This is a genomic window from Streptomyces sp. NPDC005281, from assembly GCF_040607495.1.
In the GTDB taxonomy this organism is placed as follows: Bacteria; Actinomycetota; Actinomycetes; order Streptomycetales; family Streptomycetaceae; genus Streptomyces.
In genome coordinates this window covers 1-15093 of sequence record NZ_JBEXGX010000031.1, presented here as the reverse complement: position 1 = coordinate 15093, position 15093 = coordinate 1, and the positions used below count along the sequence as shown (strand labels likewise).

At 72.4% G+C, this 15093-nt stretch carries 16 protein-coding genes and 1 pseudogene; 12 read left to right on the top strand and 5 right to left on the bottom strand.

What is annotated here, in order from left to right; genetic code table 11:
• Positions 1 to 126 precede the first annotated feature (126 nt).
• Positions 127 to 306, bottom strand: a complete 180-nt coding sequence (locus ABZV42_RS33240) for a hypothetical protein (protein ID WP_326788325.1) — start codon at positions 304 to 306, stop codon at positions 127 to 129.
• Positions 307 to 530: 224 nt separating this feature from the next.
• Between ABZV42_RS33240 and ABZV42_RS33235 the strand changes: the two genes are divergently transcribed.
• From ABZV42_RS33235 to ABZV42_RS33220, 4 genes are all read left to right on the top strand, one after another.
• Positions 531 to 1748: an NYN domain-containing protein gene (locus ABZV42_RS33235; protein WP_355988362.1), complete on the top strand. Its 1218-nt coding sequence runs from the start codon at positions 531 to 533 to the stop codon at positions 1746 to 1748.
• 149 nt (positions 1749 to 1897) lie between these two features.
• Positions 1898 to 2872, top strand: a complete 975-nt coding sequence (locus ABZV42_RS33230) for an ABC transporter ATP-binding protein (protein WP_355988401.1) — start codon at positions 1898 to 1900, stop codon at positions 2870 to 2872.
• 113 nt (positions 2873 to 2985) lie between these two features.
• On the top strand, positions 2986 to 3783 hold the full coding sequence (locus tag ABZV42_RS33225; protein ID WP_356055198.1) for an ABC transporter permease: 798 nt from the start codon (positions 2986 to 2988) through the stop codon (positions 3781 to 3783).
• 34 nt (positions 3784 to 3817) lie between these two features.
• Positions 3818 to 4519, top strand: coding sequence for an AAA family ATPase (locus ABZV42_RS33220; protein ID WP_355988365.1), 702 nt, complete (start codon positions 3818 to 3820; stop codon positions 4517 to 4519).
• Between the two features lie 332 nt (positions 4520 to 4851).
• On the opposite strand, the gene ybaK is transcribed toward ABZV42_RS33220, so the two are convergent.
• The 4 genes from ybaK to ABZV42_RS33200 all read right to left on the bottom strand — a co-directional run bounded on the left by ybaK (position 4852) and on the right by ABZV42_RS33200 (position 8882).
• On the bottom strand, positions 4852 to 5349 hold the full coding sequence (ybaK, locus tag ABZV42_RS33215) for a Cys-tRNA(Pro) deacylase (protein ID WP_355988368.1): 498 nt from the start codon (positions 5347 to 5349) through the stop codon (positions 4852 to 4854).
• Positions 5350 to 5366: 17 nt separating this feature from the next.
• Complete coding sequence (locus ABZV42_RS33210; protein ID WP_355988371.1) at positions 5367 to 6107, bottom strand: LON peptidase substrate-binding domain-containing protein; 741 nt, start codon at positions 6105 to 6107, stop codon at positions 5367 to 5369.
• Between the two features lie 11 nt (positions 6108 to 6118).
• Positions 6119 to 7159 (bottom strand): hypothetical protein, encoded by a 1041-nt coding sequence (locus tag ABZV42_RS33205; RefSeq protein ID WP_355988374.1) that lies wholly within the window; start codon positions 7157 to 7159, stop codon positions 6119 to 6121.
• A gap of 142 nt (positions 7160 to 7301) precedes the next feature.
• A complete protein-coding gene (locus ABZV42_RS33200) occupies positions 7302 to 8882 on the bottom strand; it encodes an oxidoreductase (protein ID WP_355988377.1) in 1581 nt (526 codons plus the stop codon).
• A 174-nt stretch (positions 8883 to 9056) separates the two neighbouring features.
• Here ABZV42_RS33200 and hisD point away from each other — a divergent pair.
• The 8 genes and pseudogenes from hisD to hisF form a co-directional block, all read left to right on the top strand.
• Positions 9057 to 10355: pseudogene (gene hisD, locus ABZV42_RS33195) on the top strand (histidinol dehydrogenase); the annotation flags it as partial.
• A 119-nt stretch (positions 10356 to 10474) separates the two neighbouring features.
• Positions 10475 to 11611, top strand: coding sequence for a histidinol-phosphate transaminase (locus tag ABZV42_RS33190; protein ID WP_355988383.1), 1137 nt, complete (start codon positions 10475 to 10477; stop codon positions 11609 to 11611).
• Positions 11608 to 12201, top strand: a complete 594-nt coding sequence (gene hisB / locus ABZV42_RS33185) for an imidazoleglycerol-phosphate dehydratase HisB (RefSeq protein WP_266757720.1) — start codon at positions 11608 to 11610, stop codon at positions 12199 to 12201. Before ABZV42_RS33190 ends, hisB begins: the two co-directional genes overlap by 4 nt.
• Complete coding sequence (locus tag ABZV42_RS33180) at positions 12198 to 12362, top strand: hypothetical protein (protein ID WP_326788335.1); 165 nt, start codon at positions 12198 to 12200, stop codon at positions 12360 to 12362. Before hisB ends, ABZV42_RS33180 begins: the two co-directional genes overlap by 4 nt.
• Complete coding sequence (hisH, locus tag ABZV42_RS33175) at positions 12353 to 13000, top strand: imidazole glycerol phosphate synthase subunit HisH (RefSeq protein ID WP_355988386.1); 648 nt, start codon at positions 12353 to 12355, stop codon at positions 12998 to 13000. The genes ABZV42_RS33180 and hisH overlap by 10 nt, the downstream gene beginning before the upstream one ends.
• Positions 12997 to 13722 (top strand): bifunctional 1-(5-phosphoribosyl)-5-((5-phosphoribosylamino)methylideneamino)imidazole-4-carboxamide isomerase/phosphoribosylanthranilate isomerase PriA, encoded by a 726-nt coding sequence (gene priA / locus ABZV42_RS33170; RefSeq protein WP_355988389.1) that lies wholly within the window; start codon positions 12997 to 12999, stop codon positions 13720 to 13722. The genes hisH and priA overlap by 4 nt, the downstream gene beginning before the upstream one ends.
• A complete protein-coding gene (locus ABZV42_RS33165; protein WP_355988392.1) occupies positions 13719 to 14165 on the top strand; it encodes a RidA family protein in 447 nt (148 codons plus the stop codon). Before priA ends, ABZV42_RS33165 begins: the two co-directional genes overlap by 4 nt.
• Positions 14162 to 14917, top strand: a complete 756-nt coding sequence (gene hisF / locus ABZV42_RS33160; RefSeq protein ID WP_355988395.1) for an imidazole glycerol phosphate synthase subunit HisF — start codon at positions 14162 to 14164, stop codon at positions 14915 to 14917. The genes ABZV42_RS33165 and hisF overlap by 4 nt, the downstream gene beginning before the upstream one ends.
• Positions 14918 to 15093 lie beyond the last annotated feature (176 nt).

The window sequence follows — 15093 nt, the reverse complement described above, 5'->3', positions numbered from 1 at the left end:
GCGGAGGCCGGAGAGGCACACCGACCGCGGACGCCGCCGCGGACATACAGACGCACCGAGGGGCGCATCCCGTACAGGATGCGCCCCTCGGTGCGTGCCTGGGCCTCGACGACCCGCGCGGCGGCCTCAGTTGTGGCCGAAACGCCTCTGATGCTTACGGGCAACATCGGCGGGGCTGCCCTGGGCCTGCGACATCGGCGACTGCTGTGCCTGCGCCGACGACCGCTGTGCCTGCTCCTGCGCACGCTCGGCCTGCGAGGAGCGGTCCTGCTGGCCGCCCTGCTTGCGATTCTTGTTCTTGGCCATGGTGATCTGCCTCCTGTGGGGGATCTAGGGGCCAGGGCCGCGACCAGATTCACATAGGCTGACAAGCAGCGCATTTCGTAGAATTACCGTGCGTAATAAGACCTGTCGGTAGGTGTTCATCCGGTCCGCCACGCCGAAGATCGAGTTCCAGCCGTTAACCTCCGCACGGTCGGGCAGACTCCAAGGAAGCCCGAAGCAAACCTCCCGGAAAGAGGGTGGATCGCGTGGACCGCTGCATCGTCCTGGTGGACGCCGGGTATCTGCTCGGGGCCGCCGCCAGTCTCCTCGCCGGGGAGCCCTCGCGATCCCGGATCACCGTCGACCACGCCGCCCTCATCCAGGGCCTGCGCGAGCGCGCCGAGTCCGACACCGAGCGGCCCCTGCTGCGCATCTACTGGTTCGACGGCGCCCCCGACCGCGTACCGCAGCCCGAGCACCGCAGGCTGCGCGTGATGCCACGGGTCACGGTGCGCCTGGGCGCGCTGACCCGCAGCGACGGGCGGTGGGCGCAGAAGGGCGTGGACGCCGCCATGCACGCCGAGCTGACCGAACTCGCGCGCAACAGGGCCTGCTCCGACATCGTGCTCGTGACCGGCGACGGAGATCTGCTGCCGGGCATGATGGCCGCCAAGGAGCACGGCGTGGCCGTACACCTGTGGGCCGTGCAGGCCGCGGACGGCGACTACAACCAGTCCGAGGACCTGGTGGCCGAGGCCGACGAGCGGCGGGTGCTCGACCGCGCCTGGATCACCAAGGCGGTACGCGCCAAGGAGATCGGCGGGATCTGCGCGCCGCCGCCGGTGCCCCGCCCCGAGATCGCCGCCATCCTCTCCGCGCCCCTGCCCGAGTCGGCTCTCGCCGCCGCGGCCGAGCGCTCCGCCCGGGAGAGCGAACACCATCAGGCGGCCGAATCGCAGAACGGCACCCAGGAACGGATGGCCGCCCCCAAGGGCGTCCCCACCCCGAAGGACCTGGCCGCGTTCCGCGGACCGGGCACCCAGCCCGCCCAGCACCCCACGAACGCGACACTGCGCTGGTCCTCGGACAAGGGCTGGGTCGACCGGCCCGGCGGCACCACGGAGTCCCCGGAGGCCGCCGCGCTGCCCACGCTCGCCCAGCTCACCTCCGCCGAGCAGCGGTGGGCGGACCGCGAGGAGGACATCACCACCGTCGGCGGCGACCCCTACGAGGTCGGGCAGGTCTTCGCGCGGCGCTGGATGGGCCGCCTCACCGATCCGAGCCACCTCCAGAAGCTGTCGGCGATGTATCCGAGGGTCCCCCACAGGGTGGACGGCGAGCTGCTGCGCTACGCGGCCCGCTTCGGGCTGCTCGCGCACAAGGACGACCAGATCGACGAGCACGACCGCTACGCGATCCGCGCCGGTTTCTGGCGCGAGATCGATGTGCGCACCGCGACGGAGCACGCGCCCGCCGGGGAGTGATCCCGGGCCGCCCGGGGGAGGCCGCGGAGGCCTTCGCCCGGGGCCCGCCACGGCCCCGATCGTGTGACAGGGCACCGGACCACGTACTCTCGTCCTTCGTGAGTACGCGCACGGCACAGACGGCACCGACGGGACGCAGGGCCGATGTCGTGTGCGCCGTGCGAGGTCTCACCAAGACCTATCCGGCCGTCCGCGGCCGCCGCGGCACCCCGGCGGCACCCGAGGTCAGGGCCACCGACGAAGTACGTCTGGACATCCGCCGGGGTGAGATCTTCGGGCTGCTCGGGCCGAACGGCGCCGGCAAGTCCACCCTCGTGCGCCAGCTGACCGGGCTGATGCGCCCCGACAGCGGCAGTGTCGAGATCCTCGGGCACGACATCGTGCGCCACCCCGAACGGGCGGCCCGCATCCTCGCCTACCTCGGGCAGGAGTCCACCGCCCTGGACGAGCTGACCGTGTCCCTCGCCGCAGAGACGACCGGGCGGCTGCGCGGGCTCGACCTGCGCGCGGCACGGGCCGAGCGGGACGCCGTCCTCGACGAACTGGGCCTGACCGCGCTCGCCTCCCGCCCCCTGAAGAAGCTCTCCGGCGGACAGCGCAGGCTCGCCTGCTTCGCCGCCGCGCTCGTCGGGCGGCGCCCGCTGCTCGTCCTCGACGAGCCCACCACCGGCATGGATCCCGTCGCCCGGCGCGCCGTGTGGGCCGCCGTCGACCGGCGCCGCGCGGAACAGGGCGCCACGGTCCTGCTCGTCACCCACAACGTCATCGAGGCCGAGACGGTCCTCGACCGCGTCGCCGTCCTCGACGAGGGACGCGTCATCGCCTGCGACACCCCGGCCGGGCTCAAGGAACAGGTCGCGGGCGAGGTGCGGGTCGACCTCGTCTGGCGCGAGAGCGCCCCGCTGCACGTCCCCGAGGTCGCCGCCCTGCGGGCCCGCGCCGTCGAGTCGGGCCGCCGCTGGACGCTGCGGCTCGCGCCCGAGGAGGCCCGCGCGGCCGTGGCCACGGTCACCGGCGGGGCCGCCTTCGCCGCGCTCGACGACTTCACGCTGGCCACGCCGAGCCTGGAGGATGTCTATCTGGCACTCGGCGGCCACGCGACGCAGGGACTGGTGAAGGCGTGAGTGTCCAGGGCGTGGAATCCGTACACGGGACGGGGCACTGTACGCGTGCGGAACAGGACGGCTGCCGGAGCGAAGGGGAGCAGCTCGACGTGAGTGTCGTACCCGCTGGAGTCCTGCCGGGCGGCGCGCTGCCCCTGGCCGAGGACGCCGGCCCCGCCGCGGAGCTGGGGCCGCGCGCGCGGCTGTGGCCCTCGCTGGCCGCCGTGTACCGGGCGCAGCTCTCCCGGGCCCGGGTCGCGCGGATCCCGCTGCTGTTCGTGGCGACCTTCCAGTCCCTCGGCATCATGATCATGATGCGTGGGGTGGTGGACGGTGGCGCCGAGGCGCGGGCCGTGGTCGCCGGGTCCACGGTCCTGGTCGTCGCCTTCGTCGCCCTCAACCTGCTGGCGCAGTACTTCGGGCAGCTGCGGGCCAGCGGCGGACTCGACCACTACGCGACGCTGCCGGTGCCGCCGGCGGCCGTGGTGCTCGGTGCCGCGGCCGCGTACGCGTCCTTCACCGTGCCCGGCACCCTCGTCACCGCCGCCTTCGGGTGCCTGCTCTTCGGGCTGCCGCTGGCCCATCTGTGGGTGCTGGCCGCGGTCGTCCCGCTCGCGGGCGCCGCGCTCGCCGGGCTCGGGGCCGCGTTCGGGCTGCTCGCGCCGCGGCCCGAGCTCGCCACGCTGCTCGGCCAGATGGGCATGTCCGCCGCCCTGCTGCTGGGCGTTCTCCCGGCCGACCGGATGCCGGCCCCGGTGCAGTACCTGCGCGACCTGCTGCCCTCGACCTACGGCGTAGAGGCCTTCGCCCGGTCCTTCGGGGCACGCCCCGACTGGGCCGTCGTCCTCGGTGATCTGGCCGTCTGCGCCGGAGTCGGCGCCCTCTCGCTGGCCCTCGCGGCCTGGGCCTACCGCCGGGCGGCCGTCCGGTGACGCGGCCGTCGGCGGGGCCTGGCACGATGGCAGGGTGACCGCTCCGCTGACTCCACCTCCGCCGCCGCACGAACAGTCCCCCGAGGACCGGCGGCAACCGCACCCCGACTGGCAGGCCCAGCCCGCCCCCGGCTCCGCGGGTCACCCCGTGTACCCGGGCGCGTACGAGGTCTCCTACGGACAGGACGGACCCGGGATGAAGACCGAACTGCGGGAGGCCGCCGTGATCACGGTCGCGGTCGCGCTCGCGGGGGCGCTGCTCGGGGCGCTCTGGGCGTGGCTGTCACCGCACGTGCCGCTGGTCGCGGACGCCACCGCGGTGTATCTGAAGGACACCGAGGGCGAGCAGGCGATCGGCGTCGACGGAACCTTCACCCTGCTCGCGCTCGGCTTCGGCGCGGTGAGCGCCCTGGTCGTGTTCCTCGTACGACGGCGTGGCGGGGTGCCCCTGGTGATCGCGCTCGCCCTGGGCGGCCTCCTCGGCTCGCTGCTCGCCTGGCGGGTCGGGATCTGGCTCGGACCCACGCAGAACGTGGTCGCGCACGCCAAGGCCGTGGGCAAGGGCGTCACGTTCTCCGCGCCGCTGAAGCTCGGGGCCAAGGGCGCGCTGCTGGCGTGGTCCCTGAGCGCCCTGGTGGTCCACCTCGGCCTCATGGCCCTGTTCGGCCCCCGGGACCCCGACCCCTACCAGCAGCACCCTTACCCGGCGACACCGCCGGGACCTCCGGCCGCCTAGGGCCTGCCGGACACGCTTAGGGAGTCAGGGCCGGCCGGGCGCCGGGAGAGCGGCTGCCCGGCCGGCCCTTCGGTTGCGGAGCGTGGGTCATGCGGGCCGGCGGCCGTGGTTGGAGCGGCCCTTCTTGATGCGCCACTTGCGTTTCCGCGTTCTCTTCGACATGCCACTCGTGCTTAACCGAGGAAGAGGCATCCGTCGAGGGTCCGCGCGCGCCACGACGGCCGCCGCCGACCACGGACCGCGGACGGTGCGGCGGATGCGGTCGGGGAGGGGCGCGTCGGTCACGGGGCGGGGTCGGTATGGCGGATGCCGTCGGGGGAGAGGCGTGCCCGTCACGTCCGGCCGACGGGTGCGGACACCGCCTCGGTGAGCTTGGCGAGGTCGGCCGGGGAGAGCTCGACTTCCAGTCCCCGGCGGCCGGCCGAGACGCAGATCGTGGCGTGCCCGGAGGCCGAGGCGTCCAGCACGGTGCGCAGCTTCTTGCGCTGGCCGAGGGGCGAGATGCCACCGCGGACGTACCCCGTCGTGCGCTCGGCCGCCGCCGGGTCGGCCATCACCGCCCGCTTGCCGCCCACCGCCGTGGCGAGGGCCTTGAGGTCCAGGGAGCCCGCCACCGGGACGACCGCGACCACGAGCGCGCCGTCCACGTCGGCCACCAGGGTCTTGAAGACCCGCTCCGGCGACACGCCCATCGCCTCGGCCGCCTCCTCGCCGTAGGACGGATGGGCGGGATCGTGCTCGTAGGCGTGGACGGTGAACGGGACGCCCGCCCCGGTCAGCGCCACCGTGGCGGGGGTGCCGCCCGACTGCTTCTTCGCCTTCTTGGCCATCGGTCGTCTCGCAAGCGTCAGTTCAGGCTCGTCGGGCCGCGCGTCAGGTCCGACGCGGGCAACGACGGCAGGTTACGGATGATGGCCGTCTCCGCGCGCAGCACTTTCAGTTCCTCACGCAGCCGGGAGGCCGTGTCGGGGGCCTGGAGCAGCCGCTGTCTGGCCGGGACGTCCAGCATCACGGCGGCGGCGACGAGGTAGGAGACGACGGCCGGTTCGTCCGGGAGGTCCGCGCCGGTCGACAGTGAGCGCTCGCGCGCTCCGGCCAGCCGCTTCTGGTACTGCCGGAAGGCGCGCAGGACACCCTCGGCGAGCGCGCCCGCCTCGTCGCCCGGTTCTTCCGGCAGTTCCTCGAGCTCGGCCGTCAGGAACGCCCCGGAGGCGTCCACCGACAGCAGCCGGACCCGTGTCGTGCCGGTCGCCAGCACCTCGAAGCTGCCGTCGGCGCGCTCCCGGATGGTCGCCGCGTCCGCGACGCAGCCCACCTCGTGGAAGGCCTTGAGCGGGTCGTCACCGAACCCGGCGGCGGGCCCGCGGTCGGGCAGGGCCGTCCCGTCGGGCATGCCGGGCGCGGTGGGCGAGAGCTCATGGCCGTCGCGGACGGCGACGACGGCGAATCGGCGGGATTCGTCCTCGGGCGTCTTGAGCAGATCGCGCATCATGGCGCGATAGCGCTCCTCGAACACGTTCAGAGGAAGCACGAGCCCGGGGAACAGCACCGAGTTCAGGGGGAAGAGCGGGAGCCGGACGGTGGTCACGACGGGAAAGCCTAATGGTCCACGGAGCGGACGAGCCCGCCGTACCCGATCCGCGGCAGCCGGCCCGGGGCTCGCTCCCGCAGCGGAAGCCCCGAGGCGACCTCCAGCCGGACTCCGTCGCGCAGCGCCAGGTACTGGCCGAGCGGGTCGTCGGAGACCTTGGCCCAGGGGAACGAGGTCACGTACGGGCCGATCAGACGCAGCTGCTCGAGCGCGTCCTGCCAGCGCTCCAGCCGGACCAGGACGTACGCCAGCAGGTTGCGCACCTCGGCGGGCCACGGGTCGGCGGCGGCGTAGGCCGCGGAGAGCGAGATCGCGAGGTCGGCCGCGGTGTCCAGGCGCTCGCGCGGCACCTCGGGACCGCCGCCCTCGGTCAGATAGGCGAAGGCCGCACGCACCGGCAGCGCCTGGACCAGGGAGCCGGGAAGCGCGTCCTGCGCGGCGGGCTCGGCGAAGTCGAAGCACTCGCTGTGCGAGCCGTACCAGGCGGCGGAGAGGTACTGGAGAGCGGCCACGTGCGCGCCGTAGTGGTGCGGGGAGCGCCGGACGGCCTGGGCCCACAGCTGTTCGAACTCGGTGTGCCCGACGTTGGTGCCGCGGGCGTGGTCGAGCGCGATCCGCCACGGCACCGGGTCGCGCGGATCGCCCTCGGCGGCGGACATGATGAGCGGGCCGACCTCGCGCAGCAGTTCCACCCGTGCGGGCGACTCCCATCCGCGCCGGACCGCCAGCTCGGCCCTGACGAGGAGCGCGTCCGGGTCGTGCGGATCGTCGGCCTGCCAATGCCGGAGCCATTCGTCACGGGAACGCGCGAAGGCGGCGAGGCGTACGGCGTACCGGTCGCGGTTCTCCCACTCCGCGGACCGGCGGGTGGCGGCCAGTAGTTCGGCCGCGGGGGCGTACTCGCCCCGGGCCGCCGCGACGAGTACGGGAGCCAGCCTGTGGTCGGGGGCGTCGAGCAGGACCTCCTCGTCGGCCGGCATTCCGGCGGCGAGGCGTGAGGTGTGCCGTGCCATCCGGGCGGTGCGGAGGAGCGCGCTCAGTAGTGCCATGGTGACGACCATTGAAAACCGCAGGTAGGAGCTGTGCCAGAGCTGATGAGTGACGCTTTCGTAAAACCGATAGGTTGTGCGCCGCGGAGTCAAGGACGGGTAAAGGCGTCGTCCGTTTCCGCTGTGCGCGGGCTGTGGGACGTCAGCCGCGGCGCAGCAGCCGGGTGGCCCCGGCGGCCACCGTCGTCGCCAGGATCCAGCCGAGGAGGACCACCACCGCGGCCAGCCACTGCCAGCCTCCGCGCAGCTGCCAGGAGCCGGCCTGGCCCAGGTCGACGACCGGCAGCAGCAGATCCAGGGCGTAGAGCGAGGCGTTCCAGGCGGGGTGCCCGTCGCCGTTGACCGACTGATGGCCGGCGTGCGCGAAGGCGACCGACGTTGCCGCCCACAGCACCGCCATCCACAGCGCGGCCCGGCCGGGCCGGTATCCGTAGGCGACCGTCCAGTCCTGGGCGTAGCCCCAGAGCTTGGCGGCCAGCGGCAGCGTCTCGCGGCGGCGGCGCTGCTTGGCGAGCAGCACCTCGCGGGCGTCCTCGTCCTCACCGGAGTCGCGCAGCACGGCGGCGAGGCGCTCGTAGGGCTCCGGGGCGTACTCGGCGGTGGCCGCCGCGATCCACTCCAGGCGCCGGGTCAGCGGGAAGGCGCCCTGCGGGACCAGGTTCTCGTAGGCGAAGCCGCCCATGTGCAGGCTGCCGGGGCCCGGCCAGCTGGACGCCCGGTCGACCAGGTTGACGATCCGCGCGCCGGAGAGCACGACCTTGCCGCGTGCGGGCCGCTCGCCGAGGAAACGCAGTTCGGGCGTCTGGACCCGCAGCAGCGACAGTTCCTGGTCGTCGTCGAAGGTGAAGCGCGCCCGGTCGAAGTCGACGGCGTCACCGAAGCGCCCGTCGTCCAGACGGATCCCGCCCTGGCACTCGAACCGCTGCACCAGCGTGCCGCGCGCCGGTGTGGTTCCGCCGGTCATCAGCGGATTGCCGAGGCCCGCGGGAGTCATGTAGAGCGTGCGGTTGACGGTCAGCTGGGGGGCGTTGAGGGCGAGCCGGGTGTACGGGTTGCTCAGCCGGCTGCCGCGCAGGCTCAGCGACACGCCGACGGTGGCGCTGCGCAGGCTGAGTTCGCCGTGCGACTCCAGCATCTCGGCCTGGAGGTCCTGCCCGACGGTCATGCCGTCGCCGGTGATCGAACGCCCGCGCCGGTCCCGGTAGACCACGGCCTGGTTGAGCAGCAGATCCGTGCCGATGTGCGCGTCGGTCAGCCGTACCCCGTTGTGGAAATGGCAGCGCGGCAGATGCAGGTCGCCCTCGGTGTGCAGCCGGGCCGCCTCCAGCCGGGGCACCGAGCAGTCCTCGAGACGCAGCGTCGTGAACCGGGACTCCGGAAGCAGCACCTCCTTCTCGAACCGGCACCCCTTCAGCTCCACGTACGGCACCACCGTGCCGCCCGCGAGGTCGAGCACACCGGTGATCCGTACGCCCGTCAGCTTCAGGGAGGCGACCCGGCCCTGTAGGGCGGGCGGCCCGTCGAGCAGCAGCCAGGCCACTATCCGGGCCCGCACGCTGCGCTCGGGCCCCCAGGGGTGGCCCCCGTGCGGATCGTCGGCGGTCGAGTCCCCGCCGCGCAGGTCGTACACGCTGCCGTTGCGGAACGCCTGCCACATCCCCGCCTCGGCGGCGGTCAGCTCGTCCGGCAGGTCCCCGGTGCGCAGGTCGGCACCCTCGGTCACGGCACGTCACTTCCTCCCCGGCTACCCGCGGGTTCGTACGTTCGTGCAATGCCCGTTCAGTGACGGCCCGAACGCTCCTGGTGAAGGGGATCATCCGCCGGAACCGGCAGTGGCTTGTATCAGCCATTGATACGGGCGTCCGGCGCCCTGCCGCGGTCTGAGAGAATTGAGTCCGTGATCTCCCGAATCGATCTGCGCGGCGACGCCCTCCCCGAGGGTTCCGCCCTGCGCGACCTGCTGCCCCGAGCCGACTTCGACGTCTCGGCCGCCCTGGAGAAGGTGCGGCCGATCTGCGAGGCCGTCCATCATCGTGGAGACGCGGCGCTGATCGACTACGCGGAGAAGTTCGACGGAGTACGGCTGGAGTCCGTGCGTGTTCCGGCCGAGGCCCTCGCCGACGCCCTGGAGCAGCTCGACCCGGCCGTGCGCGCGGCCCTGGAGGAGTCCATCCGCCGCACCCGTGTCGTCCACCGCGAACAGCGCCGTACGACGCACACCACCCAGGTCGTGCCCGGCGGCTCGGTCACCGAGAAGTGGGTGCCGGTCGACCGGGTCGGCCTGTACGCGCCCGGCGGCCGCTCGGTGTACCCCTCGTCCGTGATCATGAACGTGGTCCCGGCGCAGGAAGCCGGCGTCGGGTCCATCGCGCTCGCCTCCCCGGCCCAGTCCGGGTTCGGCGGCCTGCCGCACCCGACGATCCTCGCGGCCTGCGCCCTCCTCGGCGTCGACGAGGTGTACGCGGCCGGCGGCGCCACGGCCGTCGCGATGTTCGCGTACGGCACCGAGTCCTGCCCGTCCGTCAACATGGTCACCGGCCCCGGCAACATCTGGGTCGCCGCCGCCAAGCGCTACTTCACCGGCCGGATCGGCATCGACGCCGAGGCCGGCCCGACCGAGATCGCGGTCCTCGCCGACGACACCGCCGACCCGGCGCACGTCGCCGCCGACCTGATCAGCCAGGCCGAGCACGACCCGCTCGCGGCCGCCGTCCTGGTCACCGACTCGCCGGCCCTCGCGGACGCCGTGGAGAAGGAGCTGGAGCCGCAGATCGCGGCCACCAGGCACGTCGACGACCGGATCGTTCCGGCCCTGACCGGCCGGCAGTCCGCGATCGTCCTCGTCGACGGCATCGACGAGGGCCTCAGGGTCGTCGACGCTTATGGCGCCGAGCACCTGGAGATCCAGACCGCGGACGCGGCCGCGGTCGCCGACCGGGTCAGGAACGCCGGAGCGATCTTCGTCGGCCCCTGGGCCCCGGTCTCGCTCGGCGACTACGCGGCGGGCTCCAACCACGTCCTGCCCACCGGCGGCTGCGCCTGCCACTCTTCGGGCCTGTCCGTCCAGTCCTTCCTGCGCGGCATCCACATCGTCGACTACACGAAGGACGCGCTCGCCGACGTGGCCCATCACGTGGTGACGCTGGCGGAGGCGGAGGACCTGCCCGCGCACGGCGCGGCGATCAAGGCAAGGTTTGTCGGAGACGAACAAGTGTCGCGCGTCGGAGACGAACAAGTGTCGCGCGTCGGAGACGAACAAGTGTCGCGCGTCGGAGACGAAGAAACTTCGCGCGGCTGGAAGGTACCCGAGGGCAAGTGACCGGCATCGACGATCTCCCCGTCCGGGACGAGCTGCGTGGCAAGTCCCCCTACGGGGCGCCCCAACTGGACGTCCCCGTACGCCTGAACACCAACGAGAACCCCTACCCGCTGCCCGAGCCGCTCGTCGAGCGGATCGCCGAGCGGGTCCGCGAGGCCGCCCGCGGCCTCAACCGCTACCCCGACCGGGACGCGGTGGAACTGCGCACCGAGCTGGCCGCCTATCTCACGAAGACCGGCAAGCACCCGGTCGGCACCGAGAACGTGTGGGCCGCCAACGGCTCCAACGAGGTCATCCAGCAGCTGCTCCAGACCTTCGGCGGCCCCGGCCGCAGCGCGATCGGCTTCGAGCCGTCGTACTCGATGCACGCGCTCATCGCGCGCGGGACCGGCACGGCCTGGATCTCGGGCCCGCGCAACGAGGACTTCACCATCGACCTCGCCGCCGCCGAGCGGGCGATCGCCGAGCACCGGCCGGACGTCGTCTTCGTCACCACCCCCAACAACCCCACGGGCAACGCGGTCCCGCCCGAGACGGTTCTCGCGCTCTACGAGGCCGCCCAGGCGGCGAAGCCCTCCATGGTCGTGGTCGACGAGGCCTACATCGAGTTCAGCCACGGCGACTCGCTGCTGCCCCTGCTCGAAGGAAGGCCGAATCTCGTCGTCTCCCGGACGATGTCGAAGGCCTTCGGCGCGGCGGGACTGCGCCTCGGCTACCTCGCGGCCGCCCCGGCGGTCGTGGACGCCGTCCAGCTCGTCCGGCTGCCGTACCACCTCTCGGCCGTGACACAGGCGACCGCGCTGGCCGCCCTGGAACACACCGACACCCTGCTCGGATACGTGGAGCAGCTGAAGGCCGAGCGGGACCGGCTCGTCACCGAGCTGCGCGCGATGGGCTGCGAGGTGATCGAGTCGGACGCCAACTTCGTGCAGTTCGGACGGTTCGCCGACACCCACGCCGCCTGGCAGAAGATCCTCGACCAGGGTGTCCTGGTCCGGGACAACGGCGTACCGGGGTGGCTGCGGGTCTCCGCCGGAACCCCGAAGGAAAACGACGCGTTCCTCGACGCGGTACGTGAACTACTGGGCTCTGTGGGGGACGACCCCACACCCCCGAAGGAGCAGAGCGCATGAACCGCGTAGGACGCGTGGAGCGGGTGACGAAGGAGACGTCGGTTCTCGTGGAGATCGACCTCGACGGCTCCGGCAAGGTCGACGTGGCCACCGGCGTCGGCTTCTACGACCACATGCTCGACCAGCTCGGCCGGCACGGTCTGTTCGACCTGACCGTGAAGACCGAGGGCGACCTGCACATCGACTCGCACCACACCATCGAGGACACCGCCCTCGCGCTCGGCGCCGCCTTCAAGCAGGCGCTCGGCGACAAGGTGGGCATCTACCGCTTCGGCAACTGCACCGTCCCGCTGGACGAGTCGCTCGCCCAGGTGACCGTCGACCTGTCCGGCCGCCCCTACCTCGTGCACACCGAGCCCGAGAAGATGGCGCCGATGATCGGCGAGTACGACACGACGATGACCCGGCACATCCTGGAGTCCTTCGTCGCCCAGGCCCAGATCGCCCTGCACGTGCACGTCCCCTACGGACGCAACGCGCACCACATCGTGGAGTGCCAGTTCAAGGCGCTGGCCCGGGCCCTGCGTTACGCCTCCGAGCGCGACCCCCGCGCAGCCGGCATCCTCCCCTCCACTAAGGGCGCACTGTGACAGGCCTTTCCAGCATCCTCATCGTCGTCGGCCTCTTCCTCGCCGGCGGCATCTACTCCTTCGTCAAGCAGGACATGCCCAGGAGCCTCGTCGTGCTGCTCTCGATCGGCGCCGCGATGTGCCTCGTCGCGGGCGTCATGAGGCTGGAGGTGTGGAGTTGACCACGCCCAGGAAGGTCGTCGTCTTCGACTACGGCTTCGGGAACGTACGGTCCGCCGAACGCGCCCTCGCCCGCGCGGGCGCCGAGGTCGAGATCACCCGCGACTTCGACACCGCGATGAACGCGGACGGCCTGCTGGTGCCCGGTGTCGGCGCCTTCGCCGCCTGTATGAAGGGACTCAAGGAAGCACGCGGCGACTGGATCATCGGCCGGCGGCTGTCCGGCGGCCGGCCCGTCATGGGCATCTGCGTCGGCATGCAGATCCTCTTCTCCCGCGGCATCGAGCACGGCGTGGAGACCGAGGGCCTGGACGAGTGGCCGGGCACGGTCGGGCCCCTGGAGGCCGACGTCGTGCCCCACATGGGCTGGAACACCGTCGACACCCCGGAGGGCTCACAGGCCTTCGCGGGCCTCGACGCCGACGCGCGTTTCTACTTCGTCCACTCCTACGCCGTCCACGACTGGTCGCTCGAAGTCGGCAACCCGCTGCTGCGCGCCCCCCTCGTGACCTGGTCGACGCACGGCAAGCCCTTCGTGGCGGCCGTCGAGAACGGCGCCCTGTGGGCCACCCAGTTCCACCCCGAGAAGTCCGGCGACGCCGGAGCCCAGCTCCTCACCAACTGGATCGGAACACTGTGAGCAAGCTCGAACTCCTCCCGGCCGTCGACGTCCGCGACGCCCAGGCCGTCCGACTCGTGCACGGTGAGTCAGGGACCGAGACCTCGTACGGCTCCCCGCTGGAGGCCGCCCTGGCCTGGCAGAGCGCCGGCGCCGAGTGGCTGCACCTCGTCGACCTGGACGCCGCGTTCGGCACCGGTGACAACCGCTCGTTGATCGCCGAGGTGACCGGGGCGATGGACATCAAGGTCGAGCTGTCCGGCGGCATCCGCGACGACGAGACCCTCGCCGCCGCGCTCGCCACCGGCTGCACCCGCGTCAACCTCGGCACCGCCGCCCTGGAGACCCCCGAGTGGGTCGCCAAGGTCATCGCCGAGCACGGCGACAAGATCGCGGTCGGCCTCGACGTCCGCGGTACGACCCTGCGCGGCCGCGGCTGGACCCGCGACGGCGGCGACCTCTACGAGACGCTGGCGCGCCTCGACTCCGAGGGCTGCGCGCGCTACGTGGTCACGGACATCGCCAAGGACGGCACGCTCCAGGGCCCGAACCTGGAGCTGCTGCGCAACGTGTGCGAGGCGACCGACCGCCCTGTGGTCGCCTCCGGCGGGGTGTCCTCGCTGGACGACCTGCGCGCCATCGCCGAACTCGTACCGCTCGGCGTCGAGGGCTCGATCGTCGGCAAGGCCCTGTACGCCAAGGCGTTCACCCTCGAAGCGGCTCTGGCGGCGGTAGCCCGGTGAGCGCCGTACGCCGCGTTACGACGGGCGCGAACTCCGAGGAGGCCTTCGGGTACTCCCGTGCGGTGGAGCTGCCGAACGGCCTGGTGCTGGTGTCCGGCTGCACCTCCGTGGTCGACGGCGCGGTCATCGAGGGCGACCCGTACGAGCAGGCGGTCAACGCCTTCGGCGTCGCGTTCGCGGCTCTGGAGCAGCTTGGCCTCGGCCGTGAGGATGTTGTCCGCACACATATGCACATCACCCACGCCCGGGATGTCGACGATGTTGGCCGCGCCCACAAGGCGCTGTTCGACGACGTCCGCCCCGCCGCGTCCATGATCATCGTCGAGGGTCTGATGGACCCGCGTCTGGTGGTCGAGGTCGAGGTGGAGGCGTTCCGCCAGGGCGGGGACCGTACGGCAGGGACCGGCGAAGAGCACACAGAGCGGGGAGAAGCGCAGTCATGACCCTGGCGGTCCGAGTGATTCCCTGCCTGGACGTGGACAACGGCCGGGTCGTCAAGGGTGTCAACTTCCAGAACCTGCGCGACGCGGGCGACCCCGTCGAGATGGCCAAGGTGTACGACGCCGAGGGTGCCGACGAGCTCACGTTCCTGGACATCACCGCGTCCTCGGGCAACCGTGAGACCACCTACGACGTGGTGCGCCGCACGGCCGAGCAGGTCTTCATCCCGCTGACGGTCGGCGGCGGTGTCCGCACCGCCGAGGACGTCGACAAGCTGCTGCGGGCCGGCGCCGACAAGGTCGGCGTCAACACGGCCGCCATCGCCAGGCCCGACCTCATCCGGGAGATCGCGGAGCGGTTCGGGCGGCAGGTGCTCGTGCTGTCGGTCGACGCGCGCAGGACCGAGGGCGGCTCCTTCGAGGTGACCACCCACGGCGGCCGCCAGGGCACCGGCATCGACGCCGTCGAGTGGGCCCATCGCGCGGCTGAGCTGGGCGCGGGCGAGATCCTGCTCAACTCGATGGACGCGGACGGCACGAAGGACGGCTACGACATCGAGATGATCGAGGCCGTACGCAAGCACGTCACCGTTCCGCTCATCGCCAGCGGCGGCGCGGGCCGGCTCGATCACTTCCCGCCGGCCATCGCGGCGGGCGCCGACGCGGTGCTGGCCGCGTCCGTCTTCCACTTCGGCGACCTGCGGATCGGCGAGGTCAAGGAGACCCTGCGAGGGGCGGGTCACCCCGTCCGCTGACACACCGGCCGACGGCCGTCGCGGCCCGTATCGCGGCCCGTATCGCGGCCCGTATCGCGGCCCGCATCACGGCCCGCATCACGGCCCGCATCACGGCCCGCATCACGGCCCGCATCACGGCCCGCATCACGGCCCGCATCACGGCCCGCGCCCGAGCAGCTTTCGCTGCCGGGCGC

What these genes read in the sequence shown, in the direction of transcription:
- ABZV42_RS33240 (WP_326788325.1), bottom strand. Translation starts at nt 306, where the DNA reads ATGGCCAAGAACAAGAATCGCAAGCAGGGCGGCCAGCAGGACCGCTCC.
- ybaK (WP_355988368.1), bottom strand. Translation starts at nt 5,349, where the DNA reads ATGGCCAAGAAGGCGAAGAAGCAGTCGGGCGGCACCCCCGCCACGGTG.
- ABZV42_RS33205 (WP_355988374.1), bottom strand. Translation starts at nt 7,159, where the DNA reads ATGGCACTACTGAGCGCGCTCCTCCGCACCGCCCGGATGGCACGGCAC.
- hisB (WP_266757720.1), top strand. Translation starts at nt 11,608, where the DNA reads ATGAACCGCGTAGGACGCGTGGAGCGGGTGACGAAGGAGACGTCGGTT.
- hisF (WP_355988395.1), top strand. Translation starts at nt 14,162, where the DNA reads ATGACCCTGGCGGTCCGAGTGATTCCCTGCCTGGACGTGGACAACGGC.